The 16987-nt window shown below is 50.7% G+C and carries 13 protein-coding genes; 2 read left to right on the top strand and 11 right to left on the bottom strand.

What is annotated here, in order from left to right; genetic code table 11:
- Positions 1-234 precede the first annotated feature (234 nt).
- The 6 genes from HY774_27695 to HY774_27670 all read right to left on the bottom strand — a co-directional run bounded on the left by HY774_27695 (position 235) and on the right by HY774_27670 (position 8605).
- On the bottom strand, positions 235-1002 hold the full coding sequence (locus tag HY774_27695; GenBank protein ID MBI4752290.1) for a hypothetical protein: 768 nt from the start codon (positions 1000-1002) through the stop codon (positions 235-237).
- Between the two features lie 128 nt (positions 1003-1130).
- Complete coding sequence (locus HY774_27690; GenBank protein MBI4752289.1) at positions 1131-2156, bottom strand: RNA 3'-terminal phosphate cyclase; 1026 nt, start codon at positions 2154-2156, stop codon at positions 1131-1133.
- A 96-nt stretch (positions 2157-2252) separates the two neighbouring features.
- Positions 2253-3101 (bottom strand): slipin family protein, encoded by an 849-nt coding sequence (locus HY774_27685; GenBank protein ID MBI4752288.1) that lies wholly within the window; start codon positions 3099-3101, stop codon positions 2253-2255.
- Between the two features lie 412 nt (positions 3102-3513).
- Positions 3514-4764 (bottom strand): RtcB family protein, encoded by a 1251-nt coding sequence (locus tag HY774_27680; protein ID MBI4752287.1) that lies wholly within the window; start codon positions 4762-4764, stop codon positions 3514-3516.
- 1042 nt (positions 4765-5806) lie between these two features.
- Positions 5807-6130 (bottom strand): hypothetical protein, encoded by a 324-nt coding sequence (locus HY774_27675; protein ID MBI4752286.1) that lies wholly within the window; start codon positions 6128-6130, stop codon positions 5807-5809.
- Positions 6131-7051: 921 nt separating this feature from the next.
- Positions 7052-8605: a TROVE domain-containing protein gene (locus tag HY774_27670; protein ID MBI4752285.1), complete on the bottom strand. Its 1554-nt coding sequence runs from the start codon at positions 8603-8605 to the stop codon at positions 7052-7054.
- A gap of 318 nt (positions 8606-8923) precedes the next feature.
- On the opposite strand from HY774_27670, the gene HY774_27665 reads away from it, so the two are divergent.
- Positions 8924-10537 carry a sigma 54-interacting transcriptional regulator gene (locus HY774_27665; GenBank protein MBI4752284.1) on the top strand — a complete coding sequence of 538 codons (1614 nt, stop codon included), beginning with the start codon at positions 8924-8926 and terminating at the stop codon, positions 10535-10537.
- Here the strand turns inward: HY774_27665 and HY774_27660 are convergent.
- The 5 genes from HY774_27660 to HY774_27640 form a co-directional block, all read right to left on the bottom strand.
- Positions 10534-11955 (bottom strand): glycosyltransferase family 39 protein, encoded by a 1422-nt coding sequence (locus tag HY774_27660; protein MBI4752283.1) that lies wholly within the window; start codon positions 11953-11955, stop codon positions 10534-10536. The two genes, HY774_27665 and HY774_27660, sit on opposite strands and share 4 nt — an antisense overlap.
- Positions 11955-12392, bottom strand: a complete 438-nt coding sequence (locus HY774_27655) for a hypothetical protein (GenBank protein ID MBI4752282.1) — start codon at positions 12390-12392, stop codon at positions 11955-11957. The genes HY774_27660 and HY774_27655 overlap by 1 nt, the downstream gene beginning before the upstream one ends.
- A gap of 130 nt (positions 12393-12522) precedes the next feature.
- Positions 12523-14436, bottom strand: coding sequence for a phospholipid carrier-dependent glycosyltransferase (locus HY774_27650; GenBank protein MBI4752281.1), 1914 nt, complete (start codon positions 14434-14436; stop codon positions 12523-12525).
- A gap of 33 nt (positions 14437-14469) precedes the next feature.
- Positions 14470-14667: a hypothetical protein gene (locus HY774_27645; GenBank protein MBI4752280.1), complete on the bottom strand. Its 198-nt coding sequence runs from the start codon at positions 14665-14667 to the stop codon at positions 14470-14472.
- A 173-nt stretch (positions 14668-14840) separates the two neighbouring features.
- Entirely contained in the window at positions 14841-15536 is a 696-nt protein-coding gene (locus HY774_27640; GenBank protein MBI4752279.1) for a TetR/AcrR family transcriptional regulator, read from the bottom strand.
- A gap of 202 nt (positions 15537-15738) precedes the next feature.
- Between HY774_27640 and HY774_27635 the strand changes: the two genes are divergently transcribed.
- Entirely contained in the window at positions 15739-16968 is a 1230-nt protein-coding gene (locus HY774_27635; protein MBI4752278.1) for a cation:proton antiporter, read from the top strand.
- Positions 16969-16987 lie beyond the last annotated feature (19 nt).

Below are 16987 nucleotides of genomic sequence, written 5' to 3'. Positions count from 1 at the left end.
TGTATCCTCGGATGGCTTCCAATGCCACCTTCGCTTTGAATTCCGCACTATGAATTTTTCGCGTCGTACTCATCTGTTCCTCCTTTTCCCCTCAGCGGAATTAACTTATTTCCCTGTCCGATTTTCGGGGAGCATTATAGATACTACTTGCCAATCTCTTACATTTGATATTTTTAGCTCAAACATATCTACTCCTAATTCTAATTGAAGGTCACTGGATTTAAGTTTAAGAAATCAGTTTGAAGAGAATCCTGTCAGGTCTTGCCCCTGATTCGTCTCAGTCGCTGCCGTTTGGAGTGCTTCAGCTTGTTCGCGGGGAAGTTTGACTTTTTTTCCTTCTGGATTGGAGAGCTTGAACTGGGCTGGCAGGCCGACGGAGCTTCGGCGGTACAGGTGCTCATACATCACGGCGGCGGCCAGATAGGTTCCGGCTTCTGACGGATGGAAATTGTCTCCGCCGTAGAGCGGCAGTTTGGCATCGCGTTTCCAGGCGGTACGCCAGGCGTCTCCGACAGGGAAGAGCATCCCGCCCGCTTCTTTGGCGGCCAGTCGGTAGGACTCGCTGACCCGTTCAAAATCAAACGAACGCTCTTTGGCCGGCCAGACCATATACATTGCCGGTTTGGCGCCGCTGTTGCGGATTTCTTTGGAAAACTTCTTCACATATTCGAGCAGCAGCACACGGCTTTCAGGAAGAGCAGACGGACCTTGTTGCATGACAACGACATCCCATTTGCCCGAAGAAATTGATCTGCGCGCATCTCCTTGTTTCCAATGGTCTTCCAGGCTGAAGTCAGGGAAGGCAATGCTCTGGTACACGAGCGGTGGTTGGCCGGATTCGCGGGCCATCGCTTCAAGCATGGCCGGCAGGTGGTTGACGTAGGTCAAACTATTCCCGATGAACAGCACCCGAAGCGCCGGTGTTTGTTGGGCTCGACTCCGATCCCCAACCATCACCAGCGTCAACACCAGCAAACACGCAACTGCGCAAATCCTGAACAAAGCACGTCTCATAAAGCCTATGAAGAATGTGGTTAGTGGTTAGTGGTTAGTGGTTAGTGGTTAGTGATTAGTGGTTAGTGGTTAGTGGTTGGAAATCAATACGTTCGAAGAACCAAGAACCAGACTGGTTACTTTGCAGCCACTCTAACCTCCCAGGCCGTTTTATTCAACTGTGAAGTCGTAATTTCCACATCCAGGAACAACTTAATGATTTCGATATTGGTCGTGGTATGGCGCGAAGGTGGAAGCGTGACGAATGAACCTTCTCCGGCCAGCGCCAGCGGAATCAACAACTGATCGGCCAGATATTCGCCAACTGGCACATCCGACGTCAGATAGCGCCGCACCAGTTTCACCGCATTGTCGGCCACCGATTCCGCCCGGACGCCTTTTTCGCCAAAGCCGGTGAAGACTTCGGTGACGTGTTCGCTTTCGATTTCGATGGTCACAACATTGCCTGGCCCATGCGAATTTTCAAACACTTCGGTTTCCAGGTGGTGCTTTTCGAGCGACATTTTGCGCGAAATTTCGGTCAATTCGCGATCTGCAATTTCCGGAGGTAAACAGGCAACCGAAGCTTTCACGCGGCGATTGAGCACTTTGCCGCGTTCGGGTAAGTGGAAGCCAAGGAGTCCATCCGGAGAAGGTTCAATCGTGACGTGGAACTTGCCTCCGCCAGCCGGATAAAACCCTGGTCGGTCCAATCGAACTGAAACCTTCGGCCCCATCTTGTTCAACCGTGGGAGAAACGCTTTCGACAAAAAATCAAACGGTGGCGCAAACGGGTTATGAGTGCCGCCTTCAAGGGTGAGTTCGGTTCGTTCGGTCACCGTCAGGAGCGCCGGGAGGATCGTTTGCAGGACCAGTGTCGCACTGCCCGCCGTTCCGACTGCAAACCGGAAGTTGCCAGGATTGACTGTTCCAGGCTGGAACACCAGGGTTTTTGACCCAAGGGAGGCGCCTTCGGCTTCGGCATTGCCAACCTGAGTGGCGGCGTTCACAGCGGTCAAATGCTGGCGAAGGAGTCCTGGATTCTTCCGACCAGCCCGAATTTTTTCAATTTTGAATGGCTTTCCGGTGACAAGCGACAATCCGAGCGCCGAGCGCAGAATTTGACCGCCGCCTTCTCCGAACGATCCGTCAATGGTAATCACAGAAAACTCCTTAAAGAATTGTGAGTTGCGAATAGCGAGTAGCATAGCCTCGCTCTTTGATCTCTACAACCCACCCGCTCACGCAGGCGGTACTGACTACTCGCCGCTTGCCAGTTCCTGATGCTTATCAAACCCGATGTAAATGCGGGCGTTGGCCGTGCGTGAAAGCTCACGCAGGGTTTCAAGTTCCTGTAGCCGCATCAGTGCTGGATGCTGGTTGTATGCGTCTGCTGCTTCGGCACGGTCGCGAAGGGCTCGAATTTCGGCTTCGGTTTTGAGGGTGTGGGCCGCAGCTTCACTTTGGGCAATGGTGCGACGATTGTCAGCCTGCGTTTCGGCTTCGATATGTTGTGACTGAGACCGGGCCTGCGCATCAATTTGCTGAACTTCAGCCTTGGTTCGGGCTTCGATCAACTGAGCCTGGCTCATGCGTTCGGCTGCCAGCACGCGGTTCATAATTTCCTGCAAGTTCCCTGGGAAGATCAAATCCTTCACGTCAGCGCGCAGGATAGCCACGCCGTAGCTCGCTGCCGCTTCTTTCACATCGTGCCGGATGTCTTCGTTGAGGCGGTTGCGGTTGGTCAAAATTTCTTCGAGCGCCATTGATGCCAGAGACCGACGGGCGGCCAGTTGAACGTCGCTGTAGAGGCGATCTTCGTAGTTTTGAACTTCGTGCAGTGCGGCTTTTGGATCTGTCACCCGGAATTGCACCACGATGCTCACCCGAATCGCGACCTTGTCTGAAGTCAAAATTTCCTGACCTTTAATCGTCAAATCTCGTTCGCGGATGTCCACCAGGACGATTTCCACTTTTGGACGGCGGTAAAACCCAAGATTAAAATGACGTGGAATCACATAGCGCCCGCCTTCCAGAAGCTTGGTGAGGACGCCATCTTCATAATACAACCCACGATGGGTGTCTTTAATAATTACTTCTCTTTTCATGACTCTATCCTCCTGGCAGCACACTTTCGGGCTTGGGGCTAAGGGCTGAGGGAAAGACAGGTTTTTCACTCAGTGAGCCCGATGCGTGTCCAAGAAATAAACAAAACCTGGTGTTACCTTACAAATGGGCGGCTCCGTAGCAGGGGCGATCTGGAGAACGAATTTTCAGATTTGCGGAATCCGAGACACAGCTCGCATTGGGTGATGGAACCACACATGGCCAGTCGCTCCTACCCCTGCCGGAACCATAACTTTGGGGTTCGGGGTTCAAGGTTCAGGGTTCAGGGTAAAACCCAAAGGACAAAAAGGACGAAAAGGAAAATCCGCAAGACCCTGAAGGGTATATGGGTATCTTGAATCGTACTTTTTCGAAAACCCCGAACCCCGAACCCCGAACCCCGAACCCTGAACCCTACCCCTTCACACACAACACCTGCTTTAAGGTATGCACGACCTCGACCAGGTCAGATTGGGCGTGCATCACGGCATCAATGTCCTTGTATGCCGCCGGTGTTTCATCAATCACATCCTTGTCTTTGCGACATTCAACCCCAGCAGTCGCCCGGACGTGATCTTCGACGGTAAATCGTTTTTTCGCTGCACTACGCGACATGGCCCGTCCGGCACCGTGGCTGCACGAATGAAAGCTCTCGGGGTTCCCCTTTCCGCGCACGATATAGGATCGCGCCCCCATACTTCCTGGGATGATGCCCATATCACCGACACCTGCGCGGACAGCACCTTTGCGAGTTACATACACTGTTTCGCCAAAATGTTGTTCCATCTGAACATAGTTGTGATGGCAATTCACGACTTCAACTGACGGAGAGAACTCAGGGAGTTCACCTGAATCAGTCATCGCATCAATGATTTGCTCTAACATCAACTTCCGATTCCAGCGAGCATAGTTTTGCGCCCAGGATACGGCCTCAACGTAGTCGTCAAAATGCACGGCGCCTTCCATGAAATACGCCAGATCCTTGTCCGGCAGGTTATGAAGGTTGCGCATCATGTCCAGTTTGGCCAACTCGATAAAGTATGAACCGATGCGGTTACCGACGCCACGTGACCCGCTATGGAGCATAATCCACACGTTGTTGGCTTCATCCAGACACAGTTCGATGAAGTGATTTCCCGTTCCGAGTGTCCCTAAATGATTGATATCATTCCCTCGGCTCAATTTCGAATGTTTGGCCACAATTCGGTCATAGCCTTCTTTAAGCTGGGTCCATGTCTCAATCTGACGCGGCGGCGGCGTTCCCCAGGCACCTCGATCACCGGGGCCTCCGTTGTGGGTTCGTCCATGTGGAACAGCCAGCTCGATACACTCACGGAGTTTATGAAGGTTATCAGGAAGATTATTTGCATTTAACGTCGTCTGGACCGCACACATCCCGCAACCAATATCCACACCCACAGCCGCCGGAATGATCGCGCCTTTGGTTGGAATCACGCTTCCGACCGTGGCGCCGATGCCCCAATGCACATCCGGCATGGCGGCAACCCACTTGTAAACAAACGGCAATTGCGAAATGTTGCGCAACTGGCGCTGGGCTTCCTGTTCAATCGGAACGCCTTTGGTCCAGGCTTTAATCGGAACGCCGTCTTTGGTTTCAATCAGGTTATATCCTGGCGGGGTTGTGTCCTGGAGTGTCTCAGTCATGGCAATTTTCTCGAGCGCTTCGGCCTTCTTTTTCCGGACCGGCGCGGGATCTTCAATCAGTTCGTCGGTATCATCGGTCAACATCCCGGCCATTTCAGCCGGAGACAGACGGTGGTTCGCAATTGGGTGGCGCTTGGAATCAATTTTTTTCTTCATATTGTGGACTGAATCTGGTGACTGGTATTTGGTGACTGGTGCTTAGTTTTTGACCCCAAGCCCTCAGCCCCAAGCCCCAAGCCCTAAAAAGAGGGTGCGACAAAAGGGTCGAAAGGTTTTTACGCGTTCTAGCCATTAAACTACAATCCCCATACTGGATGGAAGATAGTGGGGGGATCGCTGGGATTCGAACCCAGACCTCGTGCGTTACAGGCATGTACTTCCGATGGCATTCGCACCTGAATCAGGGTTCAGGGTTCAGGGTTCAGGGTTCAGGGTTCAGGGATTTCGAAATTCTTCATTCTCAATTCTTCATTCTTCATTCGGTTTGAAGTAGCGACAAGGTTTTGAGAAACGGACAGCGCCAATGGCGCAAGTGGCGTCCTGCTTTTAGACGACCTGATTGCTCACAATCAGACTCGGGAATCGCACCCGAGATTTCCACCCTGGAATGTAGTTCCTCAGGCATTCGCTACCAAATCAGGGTTCAGGGTTCAGGGTTCAGGGTTCAGGGATTTCGAAATTCTTCATTCTCAATTCTTCATTCTCAATTCTTCATTCTTCATTCTTCATTCTTCATTCTTCATTCGGTTGAAAGCGGCGACAAGGGGGCGAGAAACGGTTTTTCCAGCGCGTCTACTGTTCCGCCACACCTCCGTAAGTGATGGAGGCGTCAGGATTTGCACCTGAACTCACTTTCGTGAACCAGAATCTTTATGTAGTTCCTCTGGCATTCGCCGCAAATCAGGGTTCAGGGTTCAGGGTTCAGGGTTTGAAATAAAGACAAAAAGGACAAAAGGGACAAACAGGACGAAAAGAAACTCAATTCGAAGAACCCCGAACCCCGAACCCCGAACCCCGAACCCCGAACCCCGAACCCCGAACCCTAACTGCCTTTAGCCCTGGACCGTCGAACTCTGAGCGCCATATCAGGTTTGGTGGCAACCCAGTCGGTAAAATTCTTCACACCAGGATGGGTCAAGAGCTTTTCAATCGTGTTGTAGCTGGTCGCCAGTTCGCGTTCGGTCAAATGCGCATGCAGGTTGCGATGGCACGGGCTACAGGTTTGAATCACGCAATGCAGCACCGAATGATCGAAATCTTTCTTGCGTTTATAGACCTTATGCCGCGCCCGTGGGATCAAATGATGTCTGGTCACGCGGCGGACCGTTCGGCTACAGAGTTCGCAGGTGTTTTCACTACTCGACATACTCAACCCGATCAGTTTTTAAAATTATATGGCTGATATATTTGGATTGTCTTCAGCCCTCAGCCCCTAGCCCTGTATTTTAAGGTGACGACAAGGTGGTGAGAAACCTTTTTTCCCGACGCTCAACCGCTGAGCTTGTGTGCGAGCACGTCGCACACCCTGGAGTCGAACCAGGCGCCTCCGGGCCCCTATGTAGTTCCTCAGGCATTCGTCACCGAAACTCAACTTGTTCAGAGTCCCGCCTTTAGGCGGTAAAAGGTCTTCCCGATCATTTCATTCCGCCTGAAGGCGGGACTCTGAACTTTTTCTCTGGTTATTTGGAAGGAAGTGACGACAAGGGGGTGAAGAAACAACCCGCCGAAGCGAGTCTGCTGCTCTACCAACTGAGCTACTGCGCCATCGTGGCGGCGCAGCCCGGACTCGAACCGGGGACCGGCAAATTAAATGTAGTTCCTTCAAGCATTCGTCACCAGGCTTTTTGAATTATGAATTATGAATTATGAATTATGAAAAAGTTATTTTGTGAAGGTGTCATAAACTAACTTTTACTATTATTTGGTCAGAATTGCGGGAAAAGACATTTTTCTCAAAGGTTTAACTTTTCCCTGGCACGATGATATGACCAGGACGGTATCACTCATAATTCATAATTCATAATTCATAATTGATGTAAAAGGAGGGCCGACAAGGAAATGCAAGAGACAGTTCATTAATCAAATGTAGTCCCAGGCAGCATTCGGCCCAATTTTAGGGTTCAGGGTTCAGGGTTCAGGGTCTCTCAATTCAATTGGTTCTTGTGCTTCAGAGTTGTAACAACAGTACTGAAGCTTGATTTGGGTTGAACATTTTCCTTGAAGTCTGGGAAACGGAACCCTGAACCCTGAACCCTGAACCCTGGTTTTTCAACCCCGAACCCTGATTTCAGATTTGCACCTGATTGATGACGCCAACCCAGTGCTCGGCCACCAGTTGGTTTTGAGCGAACAGGCTGATTACGTCAAAGACCTGGTCTGAGAAGCCGCCGATGTTGAGGATGTCCTCGGCCTCGGCTGCCTGCGTTGTGCCGTATGGCTGAATGTCAATGCACACCATGCGCGCCCGTGGGTTGCGCTGTTTGAACACTGCCCATTCTTTCATGGTCGCTGTTCCGCGACCCCGGCTGGCGTCTACCCAGGACTCGTTGTCTGAGACGTAGATCACCAAATCACCTTTGGCTTTCTGGCTGTTGAGCAACGCCAGTGGCGCGCTGCAGCTCGTTCCGCCACCACCAATTGAGGCCAGTTTTTTGGCGTTGGTCATCACTGAGTCACGCCGGTTGATGTCAATGTTGACGACGCGGTGTTCAAATGGAATCACTTCCGCTTGAGGATTCTGGCGCAACACGGCGGCTGCGACCAGTGCCGCTACGTCAATACACCGAACCACGCTGGTTGCTCCTGGACGGTAGCCCGTTACCGGTGATGACATCGAACCTGACACGTCAGGCAGGACATACACTTTTCCATTGAACTCAGGCACGTTGTCGAGGGCAATTTCCATTGCATCTTGCAACGCATCCCGAACCGCGACTGGAACGCTGGCATCGGCTGACATAAACGCGGTCATCAACTGGTATGGGAACACACGTGACCGTTTCACCGCTTTTGGATCACGCAGCCGGTTGGCAATCAACTCAGTCATTCCTTCCTGAGCAAATACACCATGCCGCGCAAATGTGTTCAGGTTCATCCGGGTCATCTGCCACGGAGCGTTCCGGGCAATGGCTGTCCATTCAGGTGTTTTCAACTCCAGAGCCGTCAACATCTGGAACGGAATGTCTGGGACTTCCGCCCGGTATCCGGCTTTGTAGGCTTCAAACAGTTTGATGCGGTCCGGCAACAGGTTTTTGTTGATGTCGCGACCGATCAGGTAGCCAAACAACGCTTCGCGCTGCTCGTTGCGTGGTTTTGGGTGAACCATTTTCAAAATATCGGCAAACGATGGGCTCTGACCAACCGACGCATCGAAGATTTGATCTTCGGTGCGAGTCTCAAACCACTCGCGCACCATCCGTTTTGGCAATGAACCCAGTGATTTGCGGCCTACCACACCTGAGCGCATCATCTGCACGAAGTTGCGGAGCATTTTGCCGTTATCAATCACCCGAGGGAACACACGGGCAAAGGCATCGCGGTCTTTGGTTGAAAGCACCGCTGTCAACAGCGCCGGCATATCTTTCATAAAACCACGCTCACGGCAGTACACGGCGGTTTTCGCAATGAACTCGGGTTCAATGGTTTTGCACAGTTCCAACACGGTCTCAAGTTGCTGTCCGGCTGACGCATAAAATGTGTTGTTCAAACAGCCAGTGATCGTGTATTGCGCCAACTGATGTTTTGGGCTGAAGCGGTACGCCCGTACACGCTCGTTGTTGAGGGCGTTGGTCTGTGGAATCAAGGTGCCAGGAAGTGACTGAAACAAGTTTTTGTTTGCCATTGTGATGTTCTCCTTCGGACAAGGTATACCAATTATGAGGGATGAATGATGAGTTATGAGAAAGACAACTCTTTCATCTTCAATCAGATAACCTCTTCATAATTCATAATTCATAATTCATAATTCTAAGATCGTTTCATTCCGATGTCTTTCCATAGTGCACAGGGCGTGCCAGACGTACTAAGATTTTTGAAAATATTTTTTAAATAACTGATAATAAAAGGAATATTTATTTTTTAGTTGGTGTTTTTGCTTTTTGGTAGGAAATATGGTTTGATCATTCTTCGAAAATTTTCTAGGTAAAGTAGAGAAATAGATATGACCGTTCTGCAAACAGTCGTGATTGGGTTGCTTGGGCCAACACTGGATGGCGGGAAAGGTCCGACGCGATGGGAACGCTGGCGGCCAACAGTGGCCGTGTGCCAGCACGAAAACCTGCTGGTCCATCGGTTTGAGTTGCTCTATCAGGAAAAGTTCGCCGAACTGGCCGAAACCATCAAAGGCGACATCCAGTCAGTGTCACCTGAAACCGAAGTCAGGCTGGTGAAAATTGATTTCGAAGATCCCTGGGATTTTGGCCAGGTGTACGGGACGCTCCACGATTTTGCCCGCCAGTATCCGTTTGATATCGAACACGAGGACTATCTGATCCATCTCACGACCGGGACGCACGTGGCGCAAATCTGTATGTTTTTGCTGACTGAATCGCGTCACTTTCCGGCAAACTTGCTTCAAACCTCGCCGTCCAAACGGTTTCGAGGCGATCATCCGGGCGAATTTAGTGTTATTGACCTGGATCTTTCGAAGTATGACCAGCTTGCTTCGCGGTTTCGCCAGGAACAGCAGGAAAGCCAGAGTTTTCTCAAGTCAGGCATTGAAACCCGTAACGCCAGCTTTAACCGGATGATCGAGCAAATCGAACGGGTGGCGATTGTGTCGCGGGCGCCAATTCTGTTGATGGGACCGACGGGGGCAGGGAAGTCGCAGCTTGCCAAACGCATTTATGAGTTGAAAAAAGGGCGGCATCTGGTTTCGGGGAAGTTTGTGGATGTCAACTGCGCGACACTGCGGGGCGATACGGCGATGTCTACGTTGTTTGGCCACGTCAAAGGTGCATTTACCGGAGCGATGCAAAACCGGCCCGGATTGCTGCGTGTGGCGGATGGTGGATTGCTGTTTCTGGATGAAATCGGAGAGCTGGGCGTTGACGAACAGGCGATGCTGCTGCGGGCGCTGGAAGAAAAGGTGTTTATGCCGCTGGGTGCCGATCACGAAGTCCGCAGCGATTTCCTGTTGATTGCCGGTACCAACCGTGACTTGACCAGTCAGGTCCACGAAGGCAACTTCCGCGAAGATTTACTGGCCCGCATCAATCTCTGGACCTTTCGGCTACCGGGACTCAAAGACCGGTTTGAAGATATCGAACCGAATCTGCAATATGAACTCGAACAATTCGCCCGGTTTACGGGCAACCGGGTGACGATCAATAAAGAAGCCCGCCAGCGATTTTTATCATTTGCCACTTCGGTGGAAGGCCGCTGGGCCGGGAATTTTCGCGATTTAAACGCCGCCATTACCCGCATGGCGACCCTGGCCGATGGAGGCCGGATTTCGCTCGCCGAAGTTGAAGAGGAGCTGGGCCGACTCCGCGAATCGTGGCGATTGCCATCGGAGGGGAAAGCCGATTCGCTGGTTGAAAAAGTGCTCGGACCAGAACGAAGCGCTACCCTGGATCGGTTTGACCGGGTTCAGCTCGAAGATGTGCTCAAAGTATGTCGTGAAGCCCGATCCATTTCCGAGGCTGGCCGCGAACTCTTTGCCCATTCGCGCCTTGAGAAGAAAAATGCCAACGACGCCGACCGGTTGCGGAAATACCTCGCGAAGTTTGATCTTTCCTGGGCAGATATAACGACTGGAACTGACCAGGGTTAAGTTGAAGGAGGAGTCAATGGTTCCAGGTCTGGCTTCTTTTCCTGTTCGGGGCCACTGACCATCAAAAAGAACAAAAACAGAAAGCTCGGCCATAATTGCATAAATAACCGGTTGACTGAGTTGGCCAGTTGCCAGGTGAGGTCAAGTGGAGTGATGAGATAAACCAAAAAATACCCGATGAGGGTGAACAGCAAAATACCGGCTGAAATAAGGAGTGGTCGGATGAGTCGTGATTCCAGGCGGAACCCGACAACCAGGGCATATACCACCAACACCGGAATCAGGTAGGCAAATGTAATTTCAGAAAAAAAAGCCTGCAGAATCTGCAAAATACGTCCTGGATCAATGACTCTGGCCAGTTTGTCACCCAGTCCCGAATTCTGGGTCAGGTAATTTGGAGGCGCCAGGTAGAGTTTAAAATAGATCAGGATCAGAATGCCGGGCAGGGCGCCCAGGCAAAACGTCAGAAAGTGACTCACTGCTGAGTTGACTTCTTTTTTCCAGGTTAACCCGACAGCCAGGGCAAAGAAAGCAATCATTAAAAAGGGAATTCCCTCATTTTTGGTCCAGGCCGCCAGTCCGGCCATCATTCCAGCCAGGACGAGCAGGCCAGGGTTACGTTCGCTCAAGTCATAGTACAAACCAATCAACACCACAGTCGCCAGGTAGAAAAACCCCAGGGGAACATCGGCATACTGTGACGCTCCCTGAGCCACAAAAAGCGGAAATCCAATTAAGACCAGAACTGCGAGCATGGCCTGGCTTTGGGACCTGAGCCGTGCCAGGGCGGCAAAAAGCAATCCTACTGTTCCCGCCGTGTACACTGTTGCCAGACATTGAGAAACAGCAACCGTTTCAGCCCTCATCATTGTCCAGCATCGGGAAATACTGGCTGGAATTCCAAGCGGATAATCTGGGTGCGACCATTTCAAGATGGGCGAAAATGTCTGTTTCCACTCAAGGCCGCTCCGAAACAAATACCTGGCCCGAAGGTTCCAGATCGCCCAGCCATCCCACTCTCCGTGTGGATTCCAGACCAGCAAACAGAAGAAAGAAATAGCTGCAACTCCCAGGGCAATCACAAAACTGTAGGACAAAACTGCGTTTGATGAGGTGGTTGGCGGCACATCCAAAACGCAGGAAACCGAACTGGTCGCCGCATTCTTCCGAGCGATATACCCAAGTGTTGCCAGCAAAAGCAGAGTCAGTGCCACCTCCACGCCATAGTATAGAGACCCTGGGACTCCGATCAGTGCCAGCCATAAAAAGTAGGTACCCGATGTCAACCCAGACCCTAATCCAAACGCCAGGCAAATTTTCAAAAGCATTGATGAACCGAGTTTTTCTTCTTTTGGCCAGAGCAACCCGACGATAGCAAATCCAAGCAATCCGGGAACCAGCAACCCAATCAGCGCCATTAGTGGGCTCCCTTCTTGAGAAGTAACACTCCATTTCCAAAATCCTGAACCACAAGCAATCTTTGGGCTTCAAGAAATCCAGGTGGAACTCCTTCTTCAAAATTACCGAGGTACAACTGGTGGTCGTGTTGATAATCAAGCAGAACCGGAGACAACACATACACCGACAAAAAATACTTTTGAGTTTCAATTCGATCAGCCATTAAGTCGGTTAACGGCGGGTAGCTCAAGTATCCCAGCGTTCCTTTTTTCGGGAGGGCCATTTTTACTCCAGCAAGCCGGTGTTCATAAATCGAAACTGCATCCTGTATCGGACCTTCTCGGGTAAGCTGGATCATTTTAAAAAGACCAGACATAACCAGCCCGGTTGCCAGGAGAGTGAGTAAAGTGAAAGCTCGTTGTTTCCGAAAGTGTTTGTCAGACCAGGATTGGCTCATATTTTCCTTCAAAAGTGGGCCAGGGTGATACCAGTTTGTAGTCAGTAGTCAATAGTCAGTAGTTCACTAAGTTCATTTTATTGAATGACTTGACTGTTTTCTAATACGACCGCTTCATTCCAAAATGGTATTACTCATTGAGTTTAAGCAGGATCAATCCATTGGCTGACTTCAAGGATTGGCAGGATTTGGTCAAGAAATCCTTCGCGCGTTGCTGTTCAGCCGAAGTTTGAAACGGATTGAGGGTCGGATCAACGAGAAATCGGGGATTGATCAACACATGAGTCACGCCCTGCTGGTGCAATTTGGCAGCCATTTCATCAGCGTTGGCTGAGGTCATAACCAGTTGGATAAAGGCAAAGTCCTCAAAAACATAGGCCGTCAAAAATGGGCGTTCGAGGTAGTAAGTCCGGTTTCCCGTGTAAACCAGAAACAATTTTGCCGTGGGTGGCAACTCACGATTGATATATTCAAACAAGGCATATTCCGGAAATTTTGATCGCAAAAAATCCGGCTCAGAGATTTGACCAGTCAGCAGGGGCCAGGATTCAAGTTTGTGAAACAGTTGACCCACCTGGACTGTATTCCAAATCAGGGTGAGGCTACAAACCATAAAGAAAATTGTATCAAGGATTTGTGGTTGAATTTGATCTCGTACCGTTGTCTTCCACTGTTCAAAACTATAGACAATTAAGATAGCCAGTACTGGAAATAAAGGCAGAAGAAACCGCCCCTGCTGACTTGAAAACATCCAGTATCCCCAGTAACCGCCGACAAAAATCAACAACAGGCGAATCTGCGCTCCCCATAGCCGAATCGTGAACAACGCTGGGAGAAATAACAGGTAAAAAATTCCTACCACCGCATCATATCGTTCTGGGACTTCATATTGACCAAAGAGTGAAATTTTGAATGGAAGCAGCAGATAATCCAGCAGATTTTTGTCAGGACTTCCATACCCCTGAAGATACAGTGCGTAATCTGCCGCTCGCTGGGCATCCCACCCGGTGCTTTGGGTTGGAAAGATCCCAAACAGGAACGGAAAGACTGGATTGTGGGTCAGGTAAAAACTGCGCGCCATCCACGGCAGCATGATCACGGCAGCCGTCAGGCCAACCACCACACTGGCCGTCACGACCTCCCTGATGGAAATCTCAACTCCAGATTGATTTGCCTGTTGACGAAGTAAAAACAAATACACCAAAAAGAACAGTGGGAAAAAGACAAGGGCTGAGATTTTTACCGAATAGGCCGCACCCAGCGCCACGCCAATCATGATCATCCATCGGTTGTGACGTGTGACAGGCCATTCAAATAAAGACATCAACCCAAGCAAGACAAAGAGGGTCAGCAAGACATCAACATAGGCTGTTCCCATTTCTCTCCAAACCACCGATGTGGTTGCGACCGCTGCCACAGCCACCCAGCTTCCAAGCTTTGAAACCCCTAACTGGCGGGCAAAAAGATAGATTGCCAGGAAAACACAAAGCCCAAATCCACAATGGAGCAGGGCTGGAACCCGGTCGCTGCCAGCCATCATGCCAGCCAGATACAGCATTTCCCCGAGATAAGGGAAGTAAGAGTAAATATTTGACGGGAATTCCAAAAACCCCTGATGTTGAAAATAGGCTTTGGGCACCTGCAAGTGATAAACCAAATCATCTTTGGTACTTGGTGGTCCCAAGGCAGACATAACCGCCATGGCCAGCAAAATTCCGGATAAAGCAATCAATGGATAGGCTGGTTTAGGAATATGGTGCAGTTGGGAAACCGCCGCCCGAACTGTTTTCCATAGAGGTGGATTGAAAAGCGAGATGATGCTGAAACCAAGCCAGATTTTCCCAACCAGTGGGGTGAAGAGGTGAAAGATTCCCAGCCCAAACATCACCAGCGAGACCAGAATTGCGCCAAAGCCAATATCAAATGGAAGAAAAAAAAGCCGGTCGTCTGAGCTAAGAATTTTTCTTCGGCAAATGGTTCCAAGCGAATAAAACAGGAAGAAAAACAGAACCGAAACACCAAGATTGGCAAGGTGGTTGGTCATAGCGGTATGAATATCCAGGGGAAAGGGTGGTTTTTATCTCGGAAACTGGCGGTCACTTCCGGTCATGCGTTTATTTTGCTCATCAATGCCGGTAATCCAAAACAATGGCCAGAATACCCCCGCGAGCAGTGCGGTTGCCATTCGATTGCGACCGATATTGAGAACATACAGCATCGTTCCCACGCCGACCACACCATAGACAAAAAGCAGAAAATACATCAGATAAGCCATAAAAACCTCACCAGTAAAAGTCAGAAGGGGTGACCCAATTATGCGCCATTGCCGTCAGGGAAACCAGAAAAATCACTGGGCCAGGGCTGAAAAAACCAGGGATGAGGGCAATCGAAGGGATGAGGGATGAAGGATGAGGGATGAAATAAAACCAGTTCTTCAGCCCCAAGCCTTCAGCCCAAGAATTTTTCAGTCCAGCCAACCAGCCGGGCTGCGACCAGTTTTATTTCTTCTTCGGTTGCCTGAGGGGAGTCTGGATAAAGAATGTTTTGCATTAACATTCCGTGGAGAGCAGTCACGAGGAGCGATGTCAGAACCGACGGTTGGACACCCGGTTGAAATCTTCCCAGTTGTTGCCCGGCGGCTATGATCCCGGTCAATTTTTCGAGAAAACCCAGATATTCGCGATCCAGCAGGGAATCTGGCAGCAAAAAGGGATTGCGCATTTGGGCGACCACGATTTGAAAGACCTTGGATTCCGCCAGCCAGGGCCGATTTGGGTCATCGGCTGAAGAATGAATCAGTGCCTGGACGATGGCTTCAAACAAACCAACCGGATCCTGGGTAACCTGCAGATAGTGGCTGACCCGAACATTGAGCGGTTTCCAGTAATACTCGCTCATGATGAAAAGCGCGGCCTGCCGTAGTCCGTGAAAATACCGGTAGAAAGCCGGGTCGGTTGTACCAGCCAGCCGGGCGATTTCTGCCACCCGGGCGCCGACAATGCCCTTGGTGGCAAATTCTTCGACCGTGGCACTGACAATCCGGTGGCCAAGGTCAGTTGTGGGCTCCCGTTTGATCAATTCAGGTTGGGAAACGACGGGTTCGAAAATCGGTGATGGTTCTTCTGGAATAGTGTGATGTGACATAAACCAACTCAGATCGAAAATGTTTGACGGGCCAAGCTTAATCTGTTACAAGATTGCTGTCAAATATATAAGTAACACTTACAAAAACGCGGTTTCTTTATTTCATTTCCAGTTTTGAGCAATCCGAGCTGGTTTATCGCAGCTCAGAAAGGAGTAATCATTGCTGACAACCCTTATTTCACCATTGGCGTTGATGCTGGCGATGTCTTCAGATGGTGCTGAAGTCAAAACCCTGCTCAGTTTGTTTGTCATTTTTACTGCCGCCAAGCTGGCGGCTGAACTCTTTGAGCGCCTGCACCAGCCGGCGGTGGTGGGCGAAATCCTGGCCGGTGTCATCATTGGCCCCGGTGTGCTAGGGTGGATTCATCCGACCGAAGTCACCCAGGTTCTGGCTGAAATCGGGGTGATTCTGCTTCTGTTTCTGGTCGGGCTTGAAATCAATCCGACATCTCTTTTCAAGGTGGGCCGGCGGGCACTTTTGATTGCCATTTCAGGCGTCATTCTTCCATTTCTGGGTGGGTGGGGGCTGATGTGGGGGCTTGGCTACACCCAGGTTGAAAGTGCCTTTATCGGTGCCGCGTTGGTGGCAACCAGTGTCGGTATCACCGCGCGAGTGCTGGGGGCGATGAAAGTACTCAATACCCAGGCCAGTCAACTGATCCTTGGTGCCGCCGTGATTGATGACATTCTGGCGCTGCTGGTTCTGAGCGGGGTGAGCAGCTTTGCCCGAGGAGAAGTCAGATTTCTGGATCTGGCCCTATCCGCCAGTATTTCGATTGGGTTTACGCTGTTTGTTTTATTTTTTGGAAGCCGGTTGATGCGCAAAGCCCAACCCGGAATTGAGCAACTCCAGGTTGGGGAAACCTATTTTGTGGTTGGAATGATCCTCTGCCTTGGTCTTTCGCTCGCAGGTGCCGTGGTTGGGGTAGCGGCTATTATTGGTGCCTTTCTGGCTGGAATGGCGCTCTCTGAAACGGCTGAGGAAACCAACCTCCACCAGCAAGCCGGGGCGGTAATGGAATTTACCGTTCCATTTTTCCTGGTTGGGATTGGACTCCAACTCGATATTCAGGTCTTTTTGCAAACCAGGGTTTTGATTCTGGCTATTGCCCTGACGCTGATAGCAATTTTGACCAAGTTGATCGGATGTGGGTTGGCCGCACTCCCTGGAAATAGAGTTCGAACCGGTTTGCAGGTCGGAATGGGCATGGTTCCCCGTGGTGAGGTTGGGATCATTGTGGCCCAAATTGGCCTCAGTCTTGGAGTTTTGTCAGCTTCACTCTATGGAATTGTGGTGTTTATGGCCGTGATGACCACGTTGATTGCGCCACCATTTCTGACCCGATTGTTTGCTTCGGAAATCCGGTCAGACGCCGCCCGGTTGGATGAACAGGTCATTGAAGAAGATCGGATATTTTCAGAGATTCAATAACCTCAAGTTGTATGAGAAC

This window comes from Acidobacteriota bacterium (genome assembly GCA_016208495.1).
In the GTDB taxonomy this organism is placed as follows: Bacteria; Acidobacteriota; Blastocatellia; order Chloracidobacteriales; family Chloracidobacteriaceae; genus JACQXX01.
This window is presented reverse-complemented; position numbering and strand designations above follow the sequence as displayed.